Origin of the sequence: Acidaminococcus sp. AM33-14BH (assembly GCF_003603525.1) — a bacterium.
Lineage (GTDB): Bacteria > Bacillota > Negativicutes > Acidaminococcales > Acidaminococcaceae > Acidaminococcus > Acidaminococcus intestini.
The window spans coordinates 33,501-53,638 of the sequence record NZ_QTNG01000003.1; the positions used below are offsets into that span (position 1 = coordinate 33,501).

The 20,138-nt window shown below is 50.0% G+C and carries 14 protein-coding genes; 13 read left to right on the top strand and 1 reads right to left on the bottom strand.

Annotation, left to right across the window (positions count from 1 at the left end; translation table 11 throughout):
- The first annotated feature begins 74 nt into the window (after nt 1-74).
- From DW817_RS02845 to DW817_RS02895, 11 genes are all read left to right on the top strand, one after another.
- The gene (locus DW817_RS02845) at nt 75-293 is read left to right on the top strand and encodes a cation transporter (RefSeq protein WP_014128642.1); all 219 of its coding nucleotides are present in this window, start codon (nt 75-77) and stop codon (nt 291-293) included.
- Nucleotides 294-336: 43 nt separating this feature from the next.
- On the top strand, nt 337-2,247 hold the full coding sequence (locus DW817_RS02850) for a heavy metal translocating P-type ATPase (RefSeq protein WP_120110941.1): 1,911 nt from the start codon (nt 337-339) through the stop codon (nt 2,245-2,247).
- A 208-nt stretch (nt 2,248-2,455) separates the two neighbouring features.
- Nucleotides 2,456-3,379: an N-acetyl-gamma-glutamyl-phosphate reductase gene (gene argC / locus DW817_RS02855; protein WP_009015449.1), complete on the top strand. Its 924-nt coding sequence runs from the start codon at nt 2,456-2,458 to the stop codon at nt 3,377-3,379.
- Between the two features lie 163 nt (nt 3,380-3,542).
- Nucleotides 3,543-4,091: an NADH peroxidase gene (locus tag DW817_RS02860; RefSeq protein WP_009015448.1), complete on the top strand. Its 549-nt coding sequence runs from the start codon at nt 3,543-3,545 to the stop codon at nt 4,089-4,091.
- Nucleotides 4,092-4,868: 777 nt separating this feature from the next.
- Nucleotides 4,869-5,567 carry a response regulator transcription factor gene (locus DW817_RS02865; RefSeq protein ID WP_016459500.1) on the top strand — a complete coding sequence of 233 codons (699 nt, stop codon included), beginning with the start codon at nt 4,869-4,871 and terminating at the stop codon, nt 5,565-5,567.
- 23 nt (nt 5,568-5,590) lie between these two features.
- The gene (locus DW817_RS02870; RefSeq protein WP_226828481.1) at nt 5,591-7,201 is read left to right on the top strand and encodes a HAMP domain-containing sensor histidine kinase; all 1,611 of its coding nucleotides are present in this window, start codon (nt 5,591-5,593) and stop codon (nt 7,199-7,201) included.
- A gap of 5 nt (nt 7,202-7,206) precedes the next feature.
- The gene (locus DW817_RS02875; protein ID WP_120110945.1) at nt 7,207-8,511 is read left to right on the top strand and encodes a M15 family metallopeptidase; all 1,305 of its coding nucleotides are present in this window, start codon (nt 7,207-7,209) and stop codon (nt 8,509-8,511) included.
- A 152-nt stretch (nt 8,512-8,663) separates the two neighbouring features.
- Nucleotides 8,664-8,999, top strand: coding sequence for a YlbF family regulator (locus tag DW817_RS02880; protein ID WP_009015444.1), 336 nt, complete (start codon nt 8,664-8,666; stop codon nt 8,997-8,999).
- Nucleotides 8,996-9,931 carry a UDP-N-acetylmuramate dehydrogenase gene (murB, locus tag DW817_RS02885; RefSeq protein WP_120110949.1) on the top strand — a complete coding sequence of 312 codons (936 nt, stop codon included), beginning with the start codon at nt 8,996-8,998 and terminating at the stop codon, nt 9,929-9,931. Before DW817_RS02880 ends, murB begins: the two co-directional genes overlap by 4 nt.
- A gap of 167 nt (nt 9,932-10,098) precedes the next feature.
- A complete protein-coding gene (locus DW817_RS02890; RefSeq protein ID WP_243634053.1) occupies nt 10,099-13,125 on the top strand; it encodes a PD-(D/E)XK nuclease family protein in 3,027 nt (1,008 codons plus the stop codon).
- Nucleotides 13,118-16,450 carry an exodeoxyribonuclease V subunit beta gene (locus DW817_RS02895; RefSeq protein ID WP_120110957.1) on the top strand — a complete coding sequence of 1,111 codons (3,333 nt, stop codon included), beginning with the start codon at nt 13,118-13,120 and terminating at the stop codon, nt 16,448-16,450. Before DW817_RS02890 ends, DW817_RS02895 begins: the two co-directional genes overlap by 8 nt.
- Nucleotides 16,451-16,618: 168 nt before the next feature.
- On the opposite strand, the gene DW817_RS02900 is transcribed toward DW817_RS02895, so the two are convergent.
- Complete coding sequence (locus tag DW817_RS02900; protein WP_014128528.1) at nt 16,619-17,488, bottom strand: LysR family transcriptional regulator; 870 nt, start codon at nt 17,486-17,488, stop codon at nt 16,619-16,621.
- 128 nt (nt 17,489-17,616) lie between these two features.
- Between DW817_RS02900 and DW817_RS02905 the strand changes: the two genes are divergently transcribed.
- Both DW817_RS02905 and DW817_RS02910 read left to right on the top strand, forming a co-directional pair.
- Nucleotides 17,617-18,405 (top strand): PhzF family phenazine biosynthesis protein, encoded by a 789-nt coding sequence (locus DW817_RS02905; RefSeq protein WP_120110961.1) that lies wholly within the window; start codon nt 17,617-17,619, stop codon nt 18,403-18,405.
- Nucleotides 18,406-19,599, top strand: coding sequence for an MFS transporter (locus DW817_RS02910; protein ID WP_120110965.1), 1,194 nt, complete (start codon nt 18,406-18,408; stop codon nt 19,597-19,599).
- The last annotated feature ends 539 nt before the right edge of the window (nt 19,600-20,138 follow it).

The following is a 20,138-nucleotide window of genomic DNA, read 5'->3' on the forward strand; positions in this document are numbered from 1 at the left end:
CCACTCAAAATGGGTATAACATAGTTAAACGATTAAATAAATATTTAATTAAAATACATCGTGAGGTGAGTTGGATGAAAAAACGTTATGCAATCGTTGTCGACTGTGCCAACTGTGCAGCCAAGATGGAGGGCCTCGCTCAGGAAACTCCAGGCGTCAAGACGGCCGCTGTTAATTTTATGACCCAAAAGATGGCCATTGAATTTGAACCGGGAGCGGATGCGGGAACCGTTATGAAAGCCGTCAAGGAACGCTGCGAAAAAGTCGATGCAGAGGCTCAGGTCCTGATCTGATTGCTTTTTAATTAAAATTTGACTTAATCAAGAAGGAGAGATCATGGAAGCAGAACAAAAAGAAAGCCTGATCCGCATCGTTACGGCCGCGCTCTTGACGGCGGGTGCTCATCTTTTTATGGATGCTGGCCCGATGAAACCGGGCGAATCCCTCGTGACAAGGCTGTGGGAATCCTTGCCTTATTTTGCGGCTTACGCCGTCATTTCCTGGAATATCCTGATCAAGGCTTGGAAAAATATTCGCCGCGGCCAGGTTTTTGATGAAAACTTTCTTATGGCCGTTGCCAGTTTAGGGGCTTTTTTCCTCGGATTCTTCCAAAATGGGGAATACACGGAAGCCATTGCTGTTATGCTCTTTTATCAAGTTGGGGAACTATTTGAAGACTATGCGGTCGATAAGAGCCGCCGCAACATCAGCGAACTTATGGATATCCGTCCTGATTACGCTAATGTTGAAGAAAACGGGAAATTGATCCGCATCGATCCCGATGATGTGGCCGTAGGAACCCTCATTGTCGTACAGCCTGGTGAAAAAGTGCCGATTGACGGTACGGTCGTAAGCGGTCATTCTACCCTTAATACGGCCGCCCTTACGGGAGAAAGCCTGCCTCTTGATGTAGAACCGGGGATGGCCGTTGTCAGCGGGTCCATCAATCAGCAAGGTGTGCTTAAAATATGCACGTCAAAGGAATTCTGTGATTCCACGGTCAGCAAGATCCTCGAACTTGTTGAAGATGCAGGAAGCCGTAAATCTAAGTCAGAAAACTTCATCTCCAAATTCGCTCGCTATTACACGCCTATTGTTTGTTGCAGTGCCTTGGCCCTTTCCCTTATTCCGCCCTTTGTGCGGATCTTCATGGGCCTTGAACCTTTGTGGTCAAGCTGGATTTACCGGAGCCTGACATTTCTTGTCATCAGCTGTCCCTGTGCCTTGGTGCTCAGTGTTCCTTTGACATTCTTTGCCGGGATTGGCGGAGCAAGCCACGAAGGCATTTTGATTAAAGGGTCCAACTATATGGAAACCTTGTCACAGGCGGCCACAGTTGTCATGGATAAGACAGGGACCCTGACCAAGGGCGTTTTTGAAGTGGTTGGCATCCATCATTCACCTGTTGAAGACCATATCCTTCTTGAATGGGCCGCCCTTGCTGAAAATGCATCCAGCCATCCCATCAGTAAAAGCCTTCAAAAAGCCTACGGGAAACCGCTGGACCGCAGCCGTGTCACGGAAATTAAAGAACTGAGCGGCCGCGGTATTCAGGCCACCGTTGACGGACGCAGCATACTGTGCGGCAATGCCAAGCTCATGGAAGAAGCGGGGATTTCCTATCTTCCCTGCCATCAAGTGGGAACTCTCGTCCATATGGCCGTTGATGGGACATATGCAGGGCACATCCTGATTGCTGATGTCGTGAAACCGCATTCCATAAGGGCCATTGACGAGCTGAAAAAACAAGGCATCGCTACGGTTATGCTCACTGGTGATGCGAAACAGGTTGCGGAAAAGGTCGCTCAGGAGCTGGGGATTTCGCGTGTCTACAGTGAACTTTTACCTGAAGATAAAGTCACACTCCTGGAAAAGATTACCCAGCAGAAAAATGGCAATGAAAAGGTCCTTTTCGTGGGTGATGGCATCAATGACGCGCCTGTCCTTTCCCTAGCCGATGTAGGGATTGCCATGGGGGCTATGGGGTCCGATGCAGCCATCGAAGCTGCCGATGTCGTTTTGATGGATGATGATCCTTTGAAAATCGGGAAAGCCATTCGCATCTCTAAAAAATGCGTGTCCATTGTCCACCAAAATATTTATTTTGCCATCGGGATCAAGGTGATTGTCCTTATCTTGGGGGCGTTGGGCCTGGTCAATATGTGGATGGCCATTTTTGCCGATACAGGCGTCCTTATCATGGCCGTCATGAATGCCATGAGGGCTTTGTTCGTAAAAAAGGTCTGATTCTATCATCCTGCAGGGATCTGTGAAAAATGAGAACTTCATTTCTTCACAGATCCATTTTATTTCTGCGGTTTCTTGAATCTTCACAGTTTCTTCCCAAAAGAAAGCGATTTATCAAACTAAAGATGATATAATGGAATAACAGGGAAGAGCGACTAAACCGTCGGTCTTCCCCAAAAAAACTATCAATGAGGGGAAGAAACAACGTATGATCAAGGTATTTATTGATGGTTCCCAAGGAACCACAGGACTTCGTCTGAAAGATCGGCTCATGGAACGGAAAGATATTGAACTCCTTACAATTTCTGAAGAGGAGAGAAAATCCCTTCCTGCCCGGGCCCAAAAAGTCGCTGAGGCGGATGTCGCCTTTCTTTGTCTTCCTGACGCGGCAAGCCGCGAACTGGTAGAAACCGTCAAAGATGTAGATACAAAGATCATTGATACATCGACCGCTTTTCGCTGTGATGATCGGTGGGCCTATGGATTTCCGGAACTTGGGATTTCCTTTCTGGAAAAGATCCGAAATGGCAGCCGCATCAGCGTTCCCGGCTGTCACGCCAGCGGGTCCATTGCCGTTATCGCGCCGCTGGTCCAGATGGGCCTTGTCTCACCTAGTAGGACCCTGACCATTACCTCCTTGACCGGTTATTCCGGCGGTGGGAAAAAGATGATTGCTGAATACGAAGGGCCGCATGATCATGAGGTCGATGCCCCCCGTATCTATGCCTTGGGGCAAACCCATAAACATTTACCGGAGATCAAGAAGTATACGGGCCTTGCTTCGCTTCCCATCTTCCTTCCCATTGTGGCACCGTATTATTCGGGCATGTTGGTCACCGTGGGCATCGAAAATAGGGACCATCAGCGGCTGGAGGATATCCGTCAAGGCTATCGGGAATTTTTTGGCCCTTCTCCTTTTATCTCCGTAGCCGGAGAAGAGGAGAATCCAGTCATGCTTGGATCAAATACCCTTTCAGGAAAGGATTCCATGCGTCTTTATATTTGTGGGAACATGGACCGGATCACTGTATCGGCTCAGTTTGACAATCTCGGGAAAGGTGCCAGCGGAGCGGCCTTGGAGAGCATGAATATTGCCCTTGGTCTTGATCCAACGACAGGACTGTCCCTATAAGGTGCGGACGAAGGGCGGAAGAAATAAAAATTCTTAAAAAATAAGTAAAAAGGGCTTGCATTTTATAAGTTCGATGCTATAATAAGGATGTAAGCAAAAATAATTATTAATAAATACTTCTTCCAAGAATGGAAGAAGCCAATTTCAAGGGGAGGTTTTTACTATGAAAAAATTCATTTGTTCCGTCTGTGGTTATGTTTATGAAGGGGAAGAAGCTCCTGAAAAGTGCCCTCAGTGCGGTGCTCCGAAAGATAAGTTCACCGTTATGGGTGAAGGCAAAAAAGAATATGCCGATGAACATGTTCTTGGCGTAGCCAAAGGCGTAGATGAAAGAGTCATCGAAGGCCTGCGTCAAAACTTCACTGGTGAATGCTCCGAAGTTGGTATGTACCTTGCAATGAGCCGCGTTGCTTTCCGTGAAGGCTATCCTGAAGTTGGTCTATATTACGAAAAGGCTGCTCATGAAGAAGCTGAACATGCTTCCAAGTTTGCAGAAATGCTGGGCGAAGTTCTTTCCGACAGCACCAAGAAGAACCTCGAAATGAGAGCTGCTGCTGAACAGGGTGCCTGCAAAGGAAAGAAAGAACTGGCTACCTTGGCTAAACAGCTTGGCTACGATGCCATCCATGATACTGTTCATGAAATGTGCAAAGACGAAGCTCGTCATGGCCGTTCCTTCGACGCCCTGCTGGCTCGTTATTTCGGCAAATAATCACAAATCTGCCCGCATCCTCCATGGGTGCGGGCTTTTTGTCTCTTGTGGCAAAATTTTGGCAAATGGATTCAAGCTTCAAGGTACGGTTTTGTTTTTATCAAAAAATGGATTGATTCACGGATTAATTCCCGTTTGGATGCTGACAATACATTTGCTGGTTTTTTGTTTTGTCAAGTTGAGAGAAAACCTGTTCCTCAATCTCCCGAAATCACGTGTTCCTACGCCTATTTTTTAACCGTCTCAATGAGGTTGTTATCGCCTTCAGTGAATCCATTGGAATATGGCTGGTTCCATCGCTTGCATCATTGGGCGTTACCTCAATCTTGCGGGCCATAAATCGTTTTGACTGGACGATTTCCAGGGGGTGAGGATATGGAAAAAACACGATAACAAGAGAGCCTTTCGCTAGGGATGGCAGGGGAATTTGTTAAATCGAGCGCCCTCATTGTAAAATAAGGGAAACTTGTTCTTCCATAATCATGCGTTTCCGAAAAGCGCAAGACGGGCAGACTAGAACAAAATATCGCAGGAAATCCAGCGCCTCATTTAGATCCGTACCCATCATCAGGTTGCGTCTTTCTTAGGAATCTATGAGCGTCTTTTTCGCTGGCCAAATAAGGAGACATCCTGCACTTCACAGTCATTTCCTTTTTTTGTCATAAAGATTTTATTTGTTCTTTCGATTTTTACGCTGTATAATGGAGCAAGTGGTATATCCAATTTGCATGGGTCTTTCTTTGAGGGAGGATTCTGTTAAGGAAGGTTGTTATAACTATGGAAAGACAACAGACCGTACTGATTGCTGATGATGAGGCACAGATCCGAGAGATCTTGAGCCTTTATTTTAAAAAAGAAGGCTTCAAAGTGATTGAAGCGGCCGATGGGGCGGAAGCCCTGGTGCAGATCCAGGCGGGGAAACCGGACATCATCCTTCTGGATATCATGATGCCTGTCCTCGATGGTTTTGAAGTCTGCAAACAGGTCCGTAAGATTTCTGATGTGCCAATCATCATGCTGACCGCCAAGGATTTTGATGATGACCGTATCCTGGGTCTGGAGATGGGGGCCGATGATTACATCGCAAAGCCATTCAATACCCGCGAAGTTGTCGCCCGCGTTAAGGCTGTCCTGCGTCGCAGCAGCCAGTTCCTGCAATCCCAGAACAAGCAAGTCCTTGAATATCCCGATCTCATGATCAACTTAAGTGAATATCGCGTCGTTGCCTTTGGCCGGGAAGTGACCTTTACGGCAAAGGAAATGGAGCTTCTGTGGTGCCTTGCATCAAACCCGGGCATTGTTTTTTCACGCAATCAGCTGCTTGAAAAAATTTGGGGGTATACGTATTACGGGGATACCCGCACGGTCGATACGCATATCAAGCGCGTTCGCCACAAATTGGACATTCCCAAGGATGCGAAATGGGATATCGTGACCGTTTGGGGCGTTGGCTATAAGTTTGAGGTCAAGAAGTGAAAAAGTCATTAAGTACGAGGCTCATGTATAGCTACATGGGCCTTATTGTCATTATCATCGTAGGGATTTCCGTAGGACTTTCCTATTTGATTACGGATTATTTCTTCCGTACAAAGGAGACGGAACTGAACCAAAAAGGGGGAGAAGTAGCCCTCATTGTCCGCTATTTCAACGCGTCAGGGGCGTCGTCCGCCATGTTGAGCCAGTACCTTACAAGTGTGGATCAACTGATTGGCGCGCGTATCTGGGTCTTTGATTCCAATTACCGCCTCATCAATGCCTCCGAAACGATGCGGGATATGGAAAAAGATCTTCGTACAGCCCACGACATGCCGAGTGCCGGCGCCAATGACCCCTCCTCCCGCCGCAAGGGAAGCTCCGTTGAAGCCATTGACCAGCAGCTTCGGGAAGGCGGTCCCCTCAATGATAAAGTCAAATCTATTCTCTCGAGCGTCTATGAACGCAACCGTGTCAATGCCCGGCTCTTTCATCCCTACTATAAGGAACAGGTGCTCTTGGTAGGGCTTCCCATGGAAGATTCACATCAGGAAATTACAGGGGCCATTTTGCTGGCTGCCCCCATTGATGGGTTAAACCGTGTCCTGCGCGATATCTATATCTACACGATCATTGTCGGCATTGCCGCCCTCGTCATCAGTGTCATCATTGTGTCAGGACTCACGCGGCGCCTTGTGCGTCCCCTTGTAGACATGAAAAACAGCGCCAAGGCCATTGCTTCCGGCGATTACTCCTTGAAGGTTGTCGTAGACGGGGAGGATGAAGTGGCTGATTTGGGCCGCTCCCTGAATTCCTTGGGCCGTGACCTGGAACAATTTGTCCTTAAGACCAATAAGATGGAAAAACTGCGCCGCGACTTTGTAGCCAATGTTTCCCACGAACTGCGGATGCCCATTACTATCATCCAAGGATATAATCAGGCCATCCTCGATGGAACGGTCACAGATCCGGATGATATAAAAAAATATAGGAAACTCATTGATAATGAGACCCAGCGCCTGGAACGGCTGATCAATGAACTTCTTGAAATCAGCCGTCTCCAACGCAAGGAAAATGAGGAAATGGAACCTGTGCCGTTGGGTGAGATTACGGAAAACGTCGTGAGCATGATGGAAGTTCGGGCCCAAAAGCGGGATATCCGGCTCGAGCGCTACCTTGATGACAATCTCATGGTCATGGGCAACGGGGACCGGCTCTTCCAGCTTGTCATGATCTTGGGGGATAATGCAATGAAGTATTCCCCTGATTCATCATCCATCGTCTTCCAAGTCCTTCCCAGCCGCACCGGAGGCGCTGTGTTAACGGTGACAGACCACGGGTATGGGATCCCTCAGGAAGACCTTCCCTATATCTGGGAACGCTTTTACAAGGTGGATAAGTCCCACTCACGCCATATCCCGGGAACTGGCCTAGGCCTCGCCATTGCAAAGGAAATTATTCGTATCCATAAAGCCAAGGTCCAGGTCCAGAGCGAAGTGGGGAAGGGAACGACCTTTATGATCACGTTCCCCCCTGCCAAGGTCAAAAGCAAAATGGGAAAGGAACATGTGGCAGAAGTGGTTGAGCCCGTTGTGCCTCTTCCTGATGAAGATCCAGTGGAGCCGGAAGGAAAGTGATCCATATGAAAAAAGAACTCCTTACGCTGTGTTTTTGCCTCATCGGGCTGTGGGGAGCAGGTACTGTTCAGGCCACGGCACCAGTCACCCCAACCCAGCCGTCTGCTCTTAGGTATTTCGGAAATGCCCATGAAACCCTTGCCTTGGTGCCGCAAAAAAGTGGTTTTTCCCTCTGCTATGCGCTCCCCGGCGAAAATGGGACGCGCTGGAACTGGTTTTATCTGTCTCCTGAACGTAAGGACAGCTACACCCTTCGGGAAGAAGGCCCTACGGTCAAAGCTGACAGTACGGTCCGTCTGTCCCCTGGTGGATCCCAGCTTGTTGCAGGCCGTTATGTCTACCCTGCCATGACCTATACGGGCAAGCCGCCTGATGAAGCCTTTCAGGAAGCTCCCTACGAGATGGCCCCTGATGAAGAGGCCTTGATTGGATACTATCACGGCGGCGGAGATGTGCTCCTTGTCCGGGAACATCAAGGAGAACTGGAACTACTTTATGAGCTTGAAAAAAATGATCGGGATTTTACGAAAAGCAACAGCTTTGCCTTGGTAAAGAATCATTATGATGCCTATACACTGATGGAAAAGGGCCCCTATACGGATACGTCCTCTCCCGTCCGTTTTGACCGAAATGGATCAGGGTTGGGAATCAGCCTGCGCATAGGCAATCATTCCTACAGCCGAATTTTTACGCGAGGCGAAAATGACAGGCCTTGGCGCGTCAAACCGGTCATGACCTTGGCGCAGGCAAGGGAAAAAGCCAAGGCCTTTCCCGTCCCTTCAAAAATAGCTGCAGAAAAGCTTGATCTTGTAAGCGTGAGCGATGTTGTTTCAACGGCAAAACTTGACCTCCGCTACAGTACGGCGAATAATCTATTTGGAGAAGCTATCGTGTCAAGCAAAAAGGCAGAACTGAACCGTAAGGCCGCACAAGCTTTGAGCCGGGCGGCAGAAATACTGGCTTCTAAAGGGTATGGGCTCCTTATCTGGGAAGGCTACCGTTCTTATGAAGATTTTGCTGTGGCAAAGCTGCTCTTGGGTCCTTCCCATGACAGCCTTTTGCCCCCTTTAAGTGAAGGTTATTCCCATAATACGGGGCGCAGCCTTGATGTGAGTCTCTATGACCTTGAGACGGGAACCCCCATCAAGATGATCTCTGATTTTGATGAACTGTCACCTGCTCAGTATCGGGCTTTTCCAGGTGGTACGGATCTCCAGCGCTATTTGCGCGGCCTTCTCGATTATGCCATGACGCAAAGTGGATTTAACGGCAGCGACATGGAATGGTGGCACTACGAATACAAAGGATAATCATACATTTTGCAGCAGGTCTTCTCTTTACAAAGAAGGCCTGCGTTTTTTTAGCTCCTCATGGGAGTTTCTGTACAATCACAGAAAATTGGCATTCCAATCTTTTCTATGTTAGAATAGGAGGCGTAACCAAAAAAAGGAGGAGAAATCCCATGAACGTATATGATCAAATGAATCAGGTGTGCGAAGCCATCCGCGATTCCCACGAATACAAAAAGATGCAGGAGGTCAAACCGAAACTCGCGGCCGATAAGGACGCGGAATCCATGGTCAAGGACTTCCTCAAGCAGAAGTCAGAAATTGAACTGGCCCAGTATCAGGGAAAGAAACCGGACGAAGCTCAGGTACAAAAGATGCAGAAACTTTATGAAGTGCTGCAGCTAAATCCCGTTGCCAGCGAATATATCCAAAACTACATCCGCTTCCAGATGATGCTGGGCGACCTGTCCAAGGCTTTCAGCGATACCATCAAGGAAGCTGTCGAATGATGGACTTTGATGGTCTTTGCGCGTATGTAAAGGTGCATTTTCCTAATTCGTTCAGCATCGGGGAACCGATGAAGGACCATACGACCTTTGCTATTGGCGGACCGGCCGATCTATTTGTGACGGTGCGGGAGGCCAAAGCGCTCCAGGCCCTCTTGAAAAAGGCACGGGACTGTGATGTGCCTTACCTTATCCTAGGGAAAGGCTCCAATATGCTCGTCCGTGACGGCGGCATTCGAGGCCTTGTTGTTCATTTGGATGAAGGGGGCGCGCAGCTCGTGACTGGTTACGAACTGCGCGCCGCCGGCGGCGTGCCCCTTTCTCAGGTTTCCCAACTGGCGGCTGCCCATGGACTGGGCGGCCTCACGTTTGCCATCGGTATTCCCGGCAGCCTTGGCGGTGCCGTGCTCATGAATGCCGGTGCCTATGGCGGGGAAATGAGCGATGTCATCAAGGAAGTGACCTTCCTTGATGAAAACCTGGACTTTCAAACCGCAAAGGCTACGGACCTTTCCTACAGCTACCGTCATTCCTATTTCATGGATCATCCAGGCTGCGTCATCGTCGAAGCGGTCATGGAGCTATGGGCTCAGGCATCCTGTGAAATCGAAGCGGAAATGGCGGACTTTACGAAACGCCGCAAGGAAAAGCAGCCCTTGGAGTACCCCAGTGCGGGCAGCACCTTCAAACGTCCGCCCGGTTATTATACAGGTCCCCTTATCCGGCAGGCAGGTCTTGCCGGCCTTGTCATGGGCGGCGCTCAAGTGAGCAAAAAGCATACGGGCTTTGTCATCAATCGTGAGGAGGCAACCGCGCGAGACGTGCTGCGCCTCATTAAAACCATTCAATATAAGGTCAGGAGCCAGTATGGCGTCCTTCTTGAACCGGAAGTCAGGATCTTTGGGGAAGACACGGATGAAAAGCGGGGGAGCTGACAGCATAGAGGACTTTTCCTTTAGCGAGGAAAGGTCCTTTGTTTTATGGATAAGGTGATTGCTGGGTTAATTTTCACCCTATGATACGGACTATATTGAACTTTTGTTCTGCTTCCGTCATAATAGGAGAAGAAGCCAAAGAAAAGAATCTTGGCAAAGGAGGAACCATGGAAAAAACCTTATGGATCACGGGCCTTGGGGAGACCATGCGACCAGATTTCCTGAAAGAAGCGGTCCAGTACCCTTATGGAAAAGCCCTTTTTCTTGTGCCAAACCTGTATTTTAGAAACCTGGTCCGTCGCCATGGCGTCGTCAAGACGAGTACCATCGATGCCCTGCCGCGGGAAATCCTGCGCTTAAACGGACGGGAAAATGAACGGATGCTGATTTCCCGGGATACGCAGGCCCGCATTGCATCAGAAGCCATCGAGTATCTTGTTGGAAAGGAACTATTGCCTTATTTTAGGACCCTTGCCGATAAAAAGGGGTTCTGTGACAGTGTCGTCCAGCTATTGACAGAACTTGAAACGTGTCATGTGACGGGTGAAGATTTCAAGAACGCCGTCCTTTCCTGGAACCGTGAGGAAAAGCGGGGAGGGGAAAAGGATAAGGAAATTGCCCTCATCCTTTCTGCTTATGAAGCTCTCATGAATGAACGCCATCTTTGCGACCTGAATGGTCTCTATGACGCGGCCCTTGACGTGCTGCAAGATCCAGGGGCGATTCTCCCATGGGAAAAATTGTATTTCAGTGAGTTCAACGAACTGACAGGTCTTCAGATGGCTCTTGTAAAAGCCCTGGGAAAACGGGTTTCCATCTCTTTTGGCCTTTTTTATGATGAGTCGCGACCTGATTTATCGGAAGCAACGCGAAAACTCGAAGAAGATCTCTTGGGAGATGGGTATGAAAAGATAATTGCACCAAAAAAAGTGAGCCGTCCTGAGGACCTTGCCTATTTTGCCGAAACGTTTCCCAAAGCAACTGGCGATGCCGTGGCTGCGCAGCACATCTATCTTGGTGAAGCGTCCAGCGTTGACAGCGAAATCAAGATGGTCCTTACAGACGTCAAGAAAAAGCTCAAAAGCGGCGTGGCGCCCCATGAAATTCTCCTTCTTGTACGGAATCTCAATGACTATCAGGGTCTTGGCCGGTACATGGAAGAATACGGTCTCTTGTCGACCCTTGCAGATGTGACGGACCTTGCCGGTCAGCCTTTGCCCCTGTTCCTTACAAAACTCTGGGAAGCAGCGCTAACGAAGGATGATACGATGCCCCTTCTAGCCCTTATGAAGACAACGCTCATGCAGGAACTTTTCCATGTGGACCGGATAGCCGTAGGTCACCTTGTCGAGGAAAGCTATATCGAGACGCCAGGGTTCCTTTTGGAACGCATTTCCCATCTTTCCGGTGTTTCGGACCTGAAGCCTCTTTTTGAAGCGCTCCAGACGCCAAAGACCTGTACGCAGTGGCGGGATTATCTTGACGAAAGGCTCACGGAATGGGACCTTGTGCGGACCTTTGGCAGGCTCCATCAGGAGGGAAAAGTGACCCTTTCGGAAGTGAAGATCATGGCTCAGTCCGAAGACTTCGTCAGGGCCTTTTTTGACCGTCTCGAAGCCCTTTTTGAAGCTGTCGGCAGCAAGGACCTCTCCGTCGGATTGGGGGACATCTTTTCTTATTGGAAGGAGGCCCTCATTGGCACGACTATTACGCTGACGCCGAGTCATGAAGAAGGTATCCGTGTCATGGAAGCCTCCGATATTCAAGGCGTTCCTTATCCTTATGTCTATATCCTGGGCGTGAGGGATGGGCTCTTTCCGGCTATTTCCCGGGAAAGCTGGCTCTACAGCGATGAAGAACGGACAGAACTTGCTGCTCTTGATATCCCCTTGGGTACGTCCGCACGGCGCCTTGCCCGGGATCGCTTTTTCTTTGCTTCGGCTGTCAGCCTTGCCGAAAAGGAAGTTCATCTTTCCTGGTTTGCTGACGATGAGGGCGGCGCAAGCTATTATATTGAACGGCTGCGGCACTTTTTCACGCCTCACGCCCTGCCATTTGTGACGTATCATTCAGATGTCCATGACTGTTACAGCGAGCCCCAAATGGTACGCTATCTCATGGAAGCGGAAAATCTGGGCGAAAAGGAAGCCACCTATCTGGCAGACCATGTGGACGCGAAAATTTTGCTGCGGGCCCAGGACGAAAAGAATCGGTTTGCTCCAAAGAGCCTTTATAATGGCTATTTGGGACCGCAGGAAGAAACGCTCCATCTTTCCGCATCCCAGCTTGACGGTTTTCTCACGTGTCCCTTTATGTACTTATTTACTCATGTGTGGAAGCTTGACGTAAAAGAAGCAAAGACGGCATTTCCTACACCGGACGTTGTGGGAAACCTGATCCATCTGACCCTTTCCCGCTTCATGGGGCGTCACTTGGGGGAAGCGCTCTTTACAAAGGAACTGGAAATGCTGTGGCAGGAACTTAGTGAGGCGTACCAAGCTGCTTATACCGAAATGGAACGGAACGGGGATATTCCCCGGTCCCGCTACTCGGACCACATTCGAAAAAGCTATGAAGAATGGCTGAAGCGCTGGCTCCGCATGGAAGTGGACTATGAGGAAAAGAGCCCTACTGGAGTCAAGGTTTGTGCCGTAGAAAAGGCCTTCGGCCGAAAAGGCGCGGCTTGGCCTCCTTATGACCTTACGGTGGATGGAAAGAAAGTCTATCTTTCCGGCCAGATTGACCGCATTGACCGAAGTGAATCAGGCTACCTCATCATGGACTACAAAACGGGCGGACGGCCGACCACGGCTCGTATGGATGAAGGAAAAGCCGTCCAGCTGCCCCTTTACATCAAGGTCCTCGAACGCAATCTGGGTCTTATTGACCAACAGATTTTTGGTGCTATTTATGGAGATATCCGAACGGGACGCCGCGTGGGCGGCATGTGGTCGAGCGTTGGCAAAGCGGCTAAAGAGGCACCAAAGAGCGTACGAGGAAAGGATATGGAGGACGTTCTCAAGATTTCCGAAAACGTTATCGCTGCGGCTGTTCGGCGCATGAGAAGTGGGGACTTTGCCGCAGAGCCGTACAACGGAAAATGCCCGGATTACTGCCCCGCCCGTGACATTTGCCGCATCAAGGACAACCAAACCCACGAAATGATGAGCGCTGAGGAGGATGCAAATGGCTGATTTCACTAAAGAACAAACCCTTGCCATTACCACATTGGACCGGAATGTCTCCGTCTCAGCCGGTGCGGGATCTGGGAAAACGCGGGTCCTTGTCGAGCGTTTCCTGACCATCTTGAAAGATCCGGACAAAAGCGCCAACAGGATCCTTGCCATTACCTTTACCCGCAAAGCGGCTCGGGAAATGCGGGAACGCATCCGTAAGTCCCTCTTGGAAGAAGTGGGGAAGACGAGCGGTGAACTGCGGGCCCATTTCGAAGAACAGTTGCGCCACCTTGATGGCGCGCCCATTACGACCATCGATGGCTTCTGCTCCCAGATTCTGCGCGATCATCCTGTTGAAGCAGGGATGGATCCTCAGTTTACGGTGAAGGAAGAATATGAAGTAAAGGAATTCCAAGCTTCCGTTATCGATGCCTTCCTGCGGGATCTGCTCAAAAAAGAAGATGAGGATCTGGAGCTTTTATTGGGCCTTTATCACCCGGGGAGGCTTGGCAGCATGCTTTATGGTCTTCTTGAAATCCTGCCGGACCTCATGGCTTTGGGGGATCTTTCTTCCCCTTATGTGGTACGTCAAGAGGATTGGGAAGAAGCAAAGATCCGGGCGGAAGAAACCTTCCTTGCCATGCTCGCCTCTGGGGCAGACCTAAAACCTTCAAAGACGAAAGACGCCCTCTTGGAGCTTGAAAATGCACGGGCAATCTACCATGAAGCCCTTGTTGCAGATGATCTTGAAACTGTTCTTCCCTTTATGAACCTTATCCGCGCAGCAGGAAAAGCGGCCCCTCTCATCAAGGAGTGGAAAGAGGCCTTAATCAAACTTCAAGGTTACGCACGCAATGAAGTGGCCATTCCTTATGCCAAAGCGTGGAATGGCCTGCTGCACCGCCTTGCGGACCGTCTCGAAGAAGAATCCCTGCGTCAGGAAATTTTTAGTTTCTCTTTCCTTGCAGGACGGGCGGTCTCTCTTTTGCGGAATTATCCCGAAATCTGCCGGGCCTACCAGCATCGTTTTGACTACATCATGGTCGACGAGTTCCAGGATACGAATGAGCAGCAAAAAGAACTGGTTTACCTGCTTTCTGGGGCGACAGCTAGTGAGCTGCGGGGGAAGAACCTTTTTATCGTCGGTGATGCCAAGCAGTCCATCTACCGATTCCGCGGTGCCGATGTCACGGTCTTCCGTGTTGTCCGTGATGACATCATACATTCTGGCGGAACGGACATTGTCATGGCCGATAATTTCCGCTCTGCCCCAGAAATCATCGAGTCCTGCAACTGTCTCTTCCGTGACCTCTTGGGGACGGACCCCCAAAAGGCGGTCATGGCCCAGGACCTTGTGCCCCATCAGAAAGCGACGCAAAAACCCATTCTTGCCATCATTGACCAAGAAGACGGCACATTTGCCGACGCACAGCGGGCCGAAGCTCAGTGGGTGGCACAAAAGATTGATGCTATCGTAAAAAGTCATGAGGAACTGGGGTATGGGGACATTGCCATTCTCGTACCGGCCATCCGGCTTGCTGAGCCTTATGCCGCAGCTCTTGCAGAGGCCCATATTCCCTATACCATGACGGATGGGAAGGGCTTTTATGAACAGCAGGAAGTCATTGACATCATCACCATCATGACCGCCGTTCTTTCGCCTGATGTGGATTGGGCCATGGCCGGCGTCCTTCGGTCTCCGTACGGCGGTCTCACGGATCAAGAAATCCTTGGCCTTTTGCGCATGTATCCCCAAAAGAACCTGTGGGAGAGCCTGTCCCAATCTATTGAACCGAGCCATGTCAGTCTTTGGAAGAAACTCACGGTCCTCATGCACGTGAGCCGCTTGGGTTCTTTGCCAGAACTTTTTGATGCCATCATGGAGACGCTCCATGTGGAAAGTCTCCTTCTTGCTATGCCTCATGGACGAGAAAAGATGGCAAACGTGTGGAAACTGCGTTCCATGGCTGCTTCCTTTGCCATGCAGGAAGGGGGCGGCAGCGAAGACTTTTTGGACAGATTGAACCTGATGCGCAGGATGCAGGCTCGGGAAAGCGGCGCTGCCTTGGAACCGGACGCCAAAAGCGTGCAGATCATGACCATCCACAAGTCCAAAGGGTTGGAATTTCCCGCTGTTTTTTTACCGGATCAACAGTATAAATCGCCTCCTGACAGGCTCGGCCTTCAGTATCTTCCCGGCGCTGGTCTTGGCATTATGATTCCTGGTGATGAAGGACCGCAAAAGACCGCCCTTTATGAAGAATTGAGCGAGGACAATCGCGCCCTCGAGTGGGAAGAAAAGAAACGCCAGCTTTATGTTGCTATGACGCGGGCTGAAAAATATCTTTTCCTGTCGGCTGCTGTGAGTGAAGAAAAGGAATCTGTCAGACGGGAAAAACGGGCTAAAGGACGTGTCAAGAGCCGGGAAAATTGGTATGAAAGCCTGCGCCGTATTTTCCATGATGGTGAGGGAAAAGACCTTGTCGAATGGGTGGAACTGAAAGCGTCGGAAATCCTTGCCTTACCCCTTTCCTTTAGTATCCAGGAAGCACCGCCCCTTGAACTTGAAGCCGGCGCCTTCGAAAAATTGAAAGCTGTGGAATTTCCACAGAAAGTGATCCTTAGCGCCACGGCCCTTGGGACTTATGACCTTTGCCCGCGCCGCTACTTCTATCAGTATCGGAGCCATATGCCGAGCCTTGATCCCGATGTGGTAGGGACGGGGAGTGTCCGCATTCCGCCGGCAACGCTGGGGACCTACATCCATAAAGTCTTGGAACTTTGCCGCACGGCACCGGCTGAAAAAGCAAAGGAACTGGCACTTCTTGAAGAATCATACAGCGATGGGGAAAAGAACGTTCTCCGAAAAGAAGGGGGCCCCCTCATCGATGCCTACCTTGCGTCGCCCCTTTATGCTGCTTATGGGGACTTTCCCCAAGATGCAGAAGTCGATTTTGAACTGCCTCTCATGACTGTAGGGAATGCGTCGGTCTACTTTGAAGGCAGCATCGATAAAGTCGTCCATCTGCCAGATGGAACGCTTGAAATCATCGACTATAAGAGCGGTCATCCGCCCCTTGATGGCATGGAACGAAAAGCTTATTCGCGGCAGCTTGCCATCTATAGCCTTGCCGCCGAAGCCCTTTATCACATGAAAGTGAGTCAGGCCTCGCTCCATTTTCTGCGCAATCTCTCGACCTGGGAACTTACTGACCGGGACAGGGAAGCGGCAGAACTTAGAGCGCTCCTTACAAAACTCCAAACCCTTGGCGAAGAAGAAGACTTTGCCGTGAAAACGGACGCCTGCACTTATTGCGGTTATGGCTATTTTTGCAAAAAGTAAGCGGTCATCCATCGTTGCGCCACCATCATCAAAAGACCTTAACCGAACCCAGGAGACTGGTTTGGTTAGGGTCTTTGGCTTTTCTTTAGGGCAGAGGCTTGAAATGGAGTCCTTGAATCCTGGAATCAAGCCCGTAAGCCCAGTATATGGCACGACTGTCTTACGTCCTTATGGCAACTCATCCGCCTTCTCCTTGATATAGGTGATGAAATGCTTACTTGCCAGCGGCAAAAGATCCCAGTCTTTATAACAAATGGCAAGATGTCGATAAAGGGGCGGGTCTATGGGAACAGTTACGATATCATAGGGATTTCGGTCCGTCATGAGTTTTGCGAGGATGCTGACACCAAGACCGGCTTCGACCATGGTCATGATGGCGTAATCATCGTGGAGTCTGTAGGCGACATGGGGTTTGATTCCCTTTTTTTGAAAGGCTTCCATTGGTTCACTGTAGTTTCCTTCTTCAAGAAGGATAAAGGGGTCCGAAAGGAGGCCCTCCAAGGGAATCGCTTTTTCCTTTGCCCAGCGGTGGCGACGGGGGAGCACCGCTAGAAGTTCTCCGTCCTTAACGGGAATGGTCATTAAGTGGGGACAGGAGTCAGGGGAGACAAAGCCAAAGTCGATGATGCCCAACTCGATCCATTCGGGAATGAGCCTGTAATCGCCTTGCTGAAAGGTAAACTTCACATTGGGGTAGCGGGCTTTGAATCCTTTGATGAGAGGCGGCATCCAGCGGCAGGTGATACTTGAGATGGTCCCTACACGAATCACTCCCGTTTCAAGTCCCCTGATTTCACGGGCCTTTTCTTCCATGGCTTCGTAACTATGGAGGACCTGTTCCAAAAAGGGGTAGAGTTGCTGTCCTTCTTGGGTAAGGGTAATGCCATTTCTGGAACGGATCAGGAGCTTAAAGGACAGTTCCTCTTCAAGAGAGGCCATCATTTGACTGATGGAGGATTGGGTATAGCCCAATGCGTGGGCGGCTTTTGTAAAACTCCCTAGCCGCAGGACGGTCCGAAGGGCTTTGAAACGCTGCATTAAAGGCACCACCTTTCATTTTGCTGTCTTTATTATACATCACTATTTCTAATTTAAACATTAGATAAAGTCGTTTTACTAATTCTCGTCACCGTGATATCCTTCCTTTAGAAACGGAGGACGTTACAATGAAACAATATATTGTCGATGCCTTTACGGATACCGTCTTTAATGGAAATCCTGCTGCTGTCTGTATCTTGGATGCGTGGATTCCAGAGGGCATCATGATGAAAATTGCCATGGAAAACCGGTTTTCCGAAACGGCTTTTGCCGTACAGGAAGGAGGCGCATACCATCTGCGCTGGTTTACGCCAGGCGGGGAAATCGACCTCTGCGGTCATGCCACCCTTGCTGCGGCCTATGTCATATTCCATTTTTATCAGAAGGACGCGGAGAAAATTTGCTTTAAGACTTTGAGCGGCCCCCTCACTGTGCGCCGCGACGGGGATCTCATTTGTATGGATTTTCCTAGCTATTCCCTCATGCCTGTCCCTGTCACAGATGCCATGGCAGATGCCATCGGTGTGCGTCCAGAACGTGCCTATATGGGACGGGACCTTGTCTGTATCCTTTCAGATGAAGTCGCGGTCAGGAACGCAAAAATCAATCAACAGCAAGCCCTTGACCTAAACGGATTGCTCCTTCACATTACGGCCCGCGGGAAGGACTATGACTGTGTAAGCCGTAGTTTTGCGCCAAAACTCAGTGTGCCAGAAGATCCGGTCTGTGGGTCCGGGCACTGTCATCTCGTTCCTCTTTGGTCCGCCATTTTAGGAAAGGATGACATCAAGGCCTTTCAGGCATCGGAACGGACCGGCGTCCTTTATACCAAAATAAGGGGCAGCCGGGTGGAACTTGCCGGTAAAGCCGCTCTTTATTCCATTGGGGAACTGGTCTTTCCCTTGGAGGTAAAATAAATGAAACAAGGAAACACTTCTTTGCGCAGTGCCCTCTTTTTAGGACTTATTGCCTGCCTCATCTATGGCCTGGGGGCAGGGCTGCGGGCAAGTATTGGCATTCTGCTAGAACCCATTGCGGATATGACAGGCCTTTCCTATGAAGAGGTCAGTTTTTCCATTGCCGTCATGCAGATTGTCTTTGGCGCGTCCCAGCCTTTATTTGGGCTCTTAGCGGCACGACGGTCCAATCGATTCGTCCTGACGTCAGGTGTTTTTTTCATGGTCCTTTCCGTCCTCGGTATCAAACTATGTACCAGCTATGGGATGCTCATCGTGACCCTCGGCGTCCTCATGGGGCTTGGAACGGGAGCCATTGCGTTTGGCCTTGTCCTGTCGTCTGCCATCTCTTTTGTCGGACAGGAGCGCTCTCTTTTTCTTGCGGGACTCCTTAACGCATCAGCCGGTATGGTCAATTTCTTTCTGGCCCCGCTCCTTAACTTTTCTCTCCAACACGGCGGCGTACCGTCGACCATGCCCCGACTTGCTCTTATTATGGTGCTCCTCATTCCTTGTATCCGCTATCTGACCAAAAAGGACAGTACGATAAAGGGCGGGACGGATGTTCCCCGACTGGGCCTTGGGGAAATCCAGTCGGCCTTGGGGGAACGGACGTACCAGCTCCTCCTCGCCGGGTTTTCAACGTGTGGGTTCCACATGGTCATCATTGAATCTCATCTCTTTTCCCAATTCGTCTCCTATGGGATTCCTAAGATGGAAGCAAGCTGGGCCTTTTCATTTTATGGCATTGCGACCATTGCGGGCGCCCTGCTATCTGGGTATGCCAGTTCCCGTCTGAGAAAAGGTGGGCTCCTTTCCTTCTACTATGGATTCCGTGCCCTGTGGGTGCTATTCTACCTTTTTGTCCTGCCCAAAACGATGACAACGGCCATCCTTTTTGCAACGGGTCTTGGCCTTACCGGAGATGCCACGGTATCGCCCACATCGGGCATCTTGAGCGGCCATTTTCCGCTTCATCAAGTGGCAACCCTCATGGGCTTGCTCTTTTTTGCCCATCAGATCGGTGGGTTCCTAAGTGCTTATTTGGGTGGCCTTTCCTATCAGCTTTTTGGCAATTACACGCTCATTTGGCTGATTGACGTTATACTTTGCCTAGTGGCGAGTTTGGCGAGCTACCTGATTCGAGAAAAATAGGGGACGACCCAATAGTCGGGCTGATTTGATGTAGAACGTGAGCCCCTTGCTTTAGAAAAGATTATTCTGAGGCAAGAGGCTTATGACCTATCGCACAATGGACCGACCGTCTCACGTTGGGGGATAGGATAAAGGCTGTCAGGCTGCCACGCTAAGGGGGGCGTCTGCCGGTTTAATCATCAAAATTGCGAAAATGGCAGGATACAACCGCGTGAAGATGGGAGCTCCCTAATACTGTACTACTGAGAGACGCTTATTCACAGTAATCAACTCAACGCGCACGTGCGAGGCTGAATCGCCGCGACGGAATCTTGCCAGTAGCGGTTTTGAACTATCAAAAATATTCCTTGCTCCCGCTCGCAAGGAGACAACCGCCCCCTTTTTCATCTTTACTCGGAGCAAAAATTACTCCGATTTTCTGCACGAGGTGACTTCGTTGCCTTGTTCAAGATTTATGAGATGGCAATTTGGATTTTTTTCGGATGATGTAGGAAACTTCATTCACTTACAGTCCATCTCGGTCCATCTGCGTCGTCAAA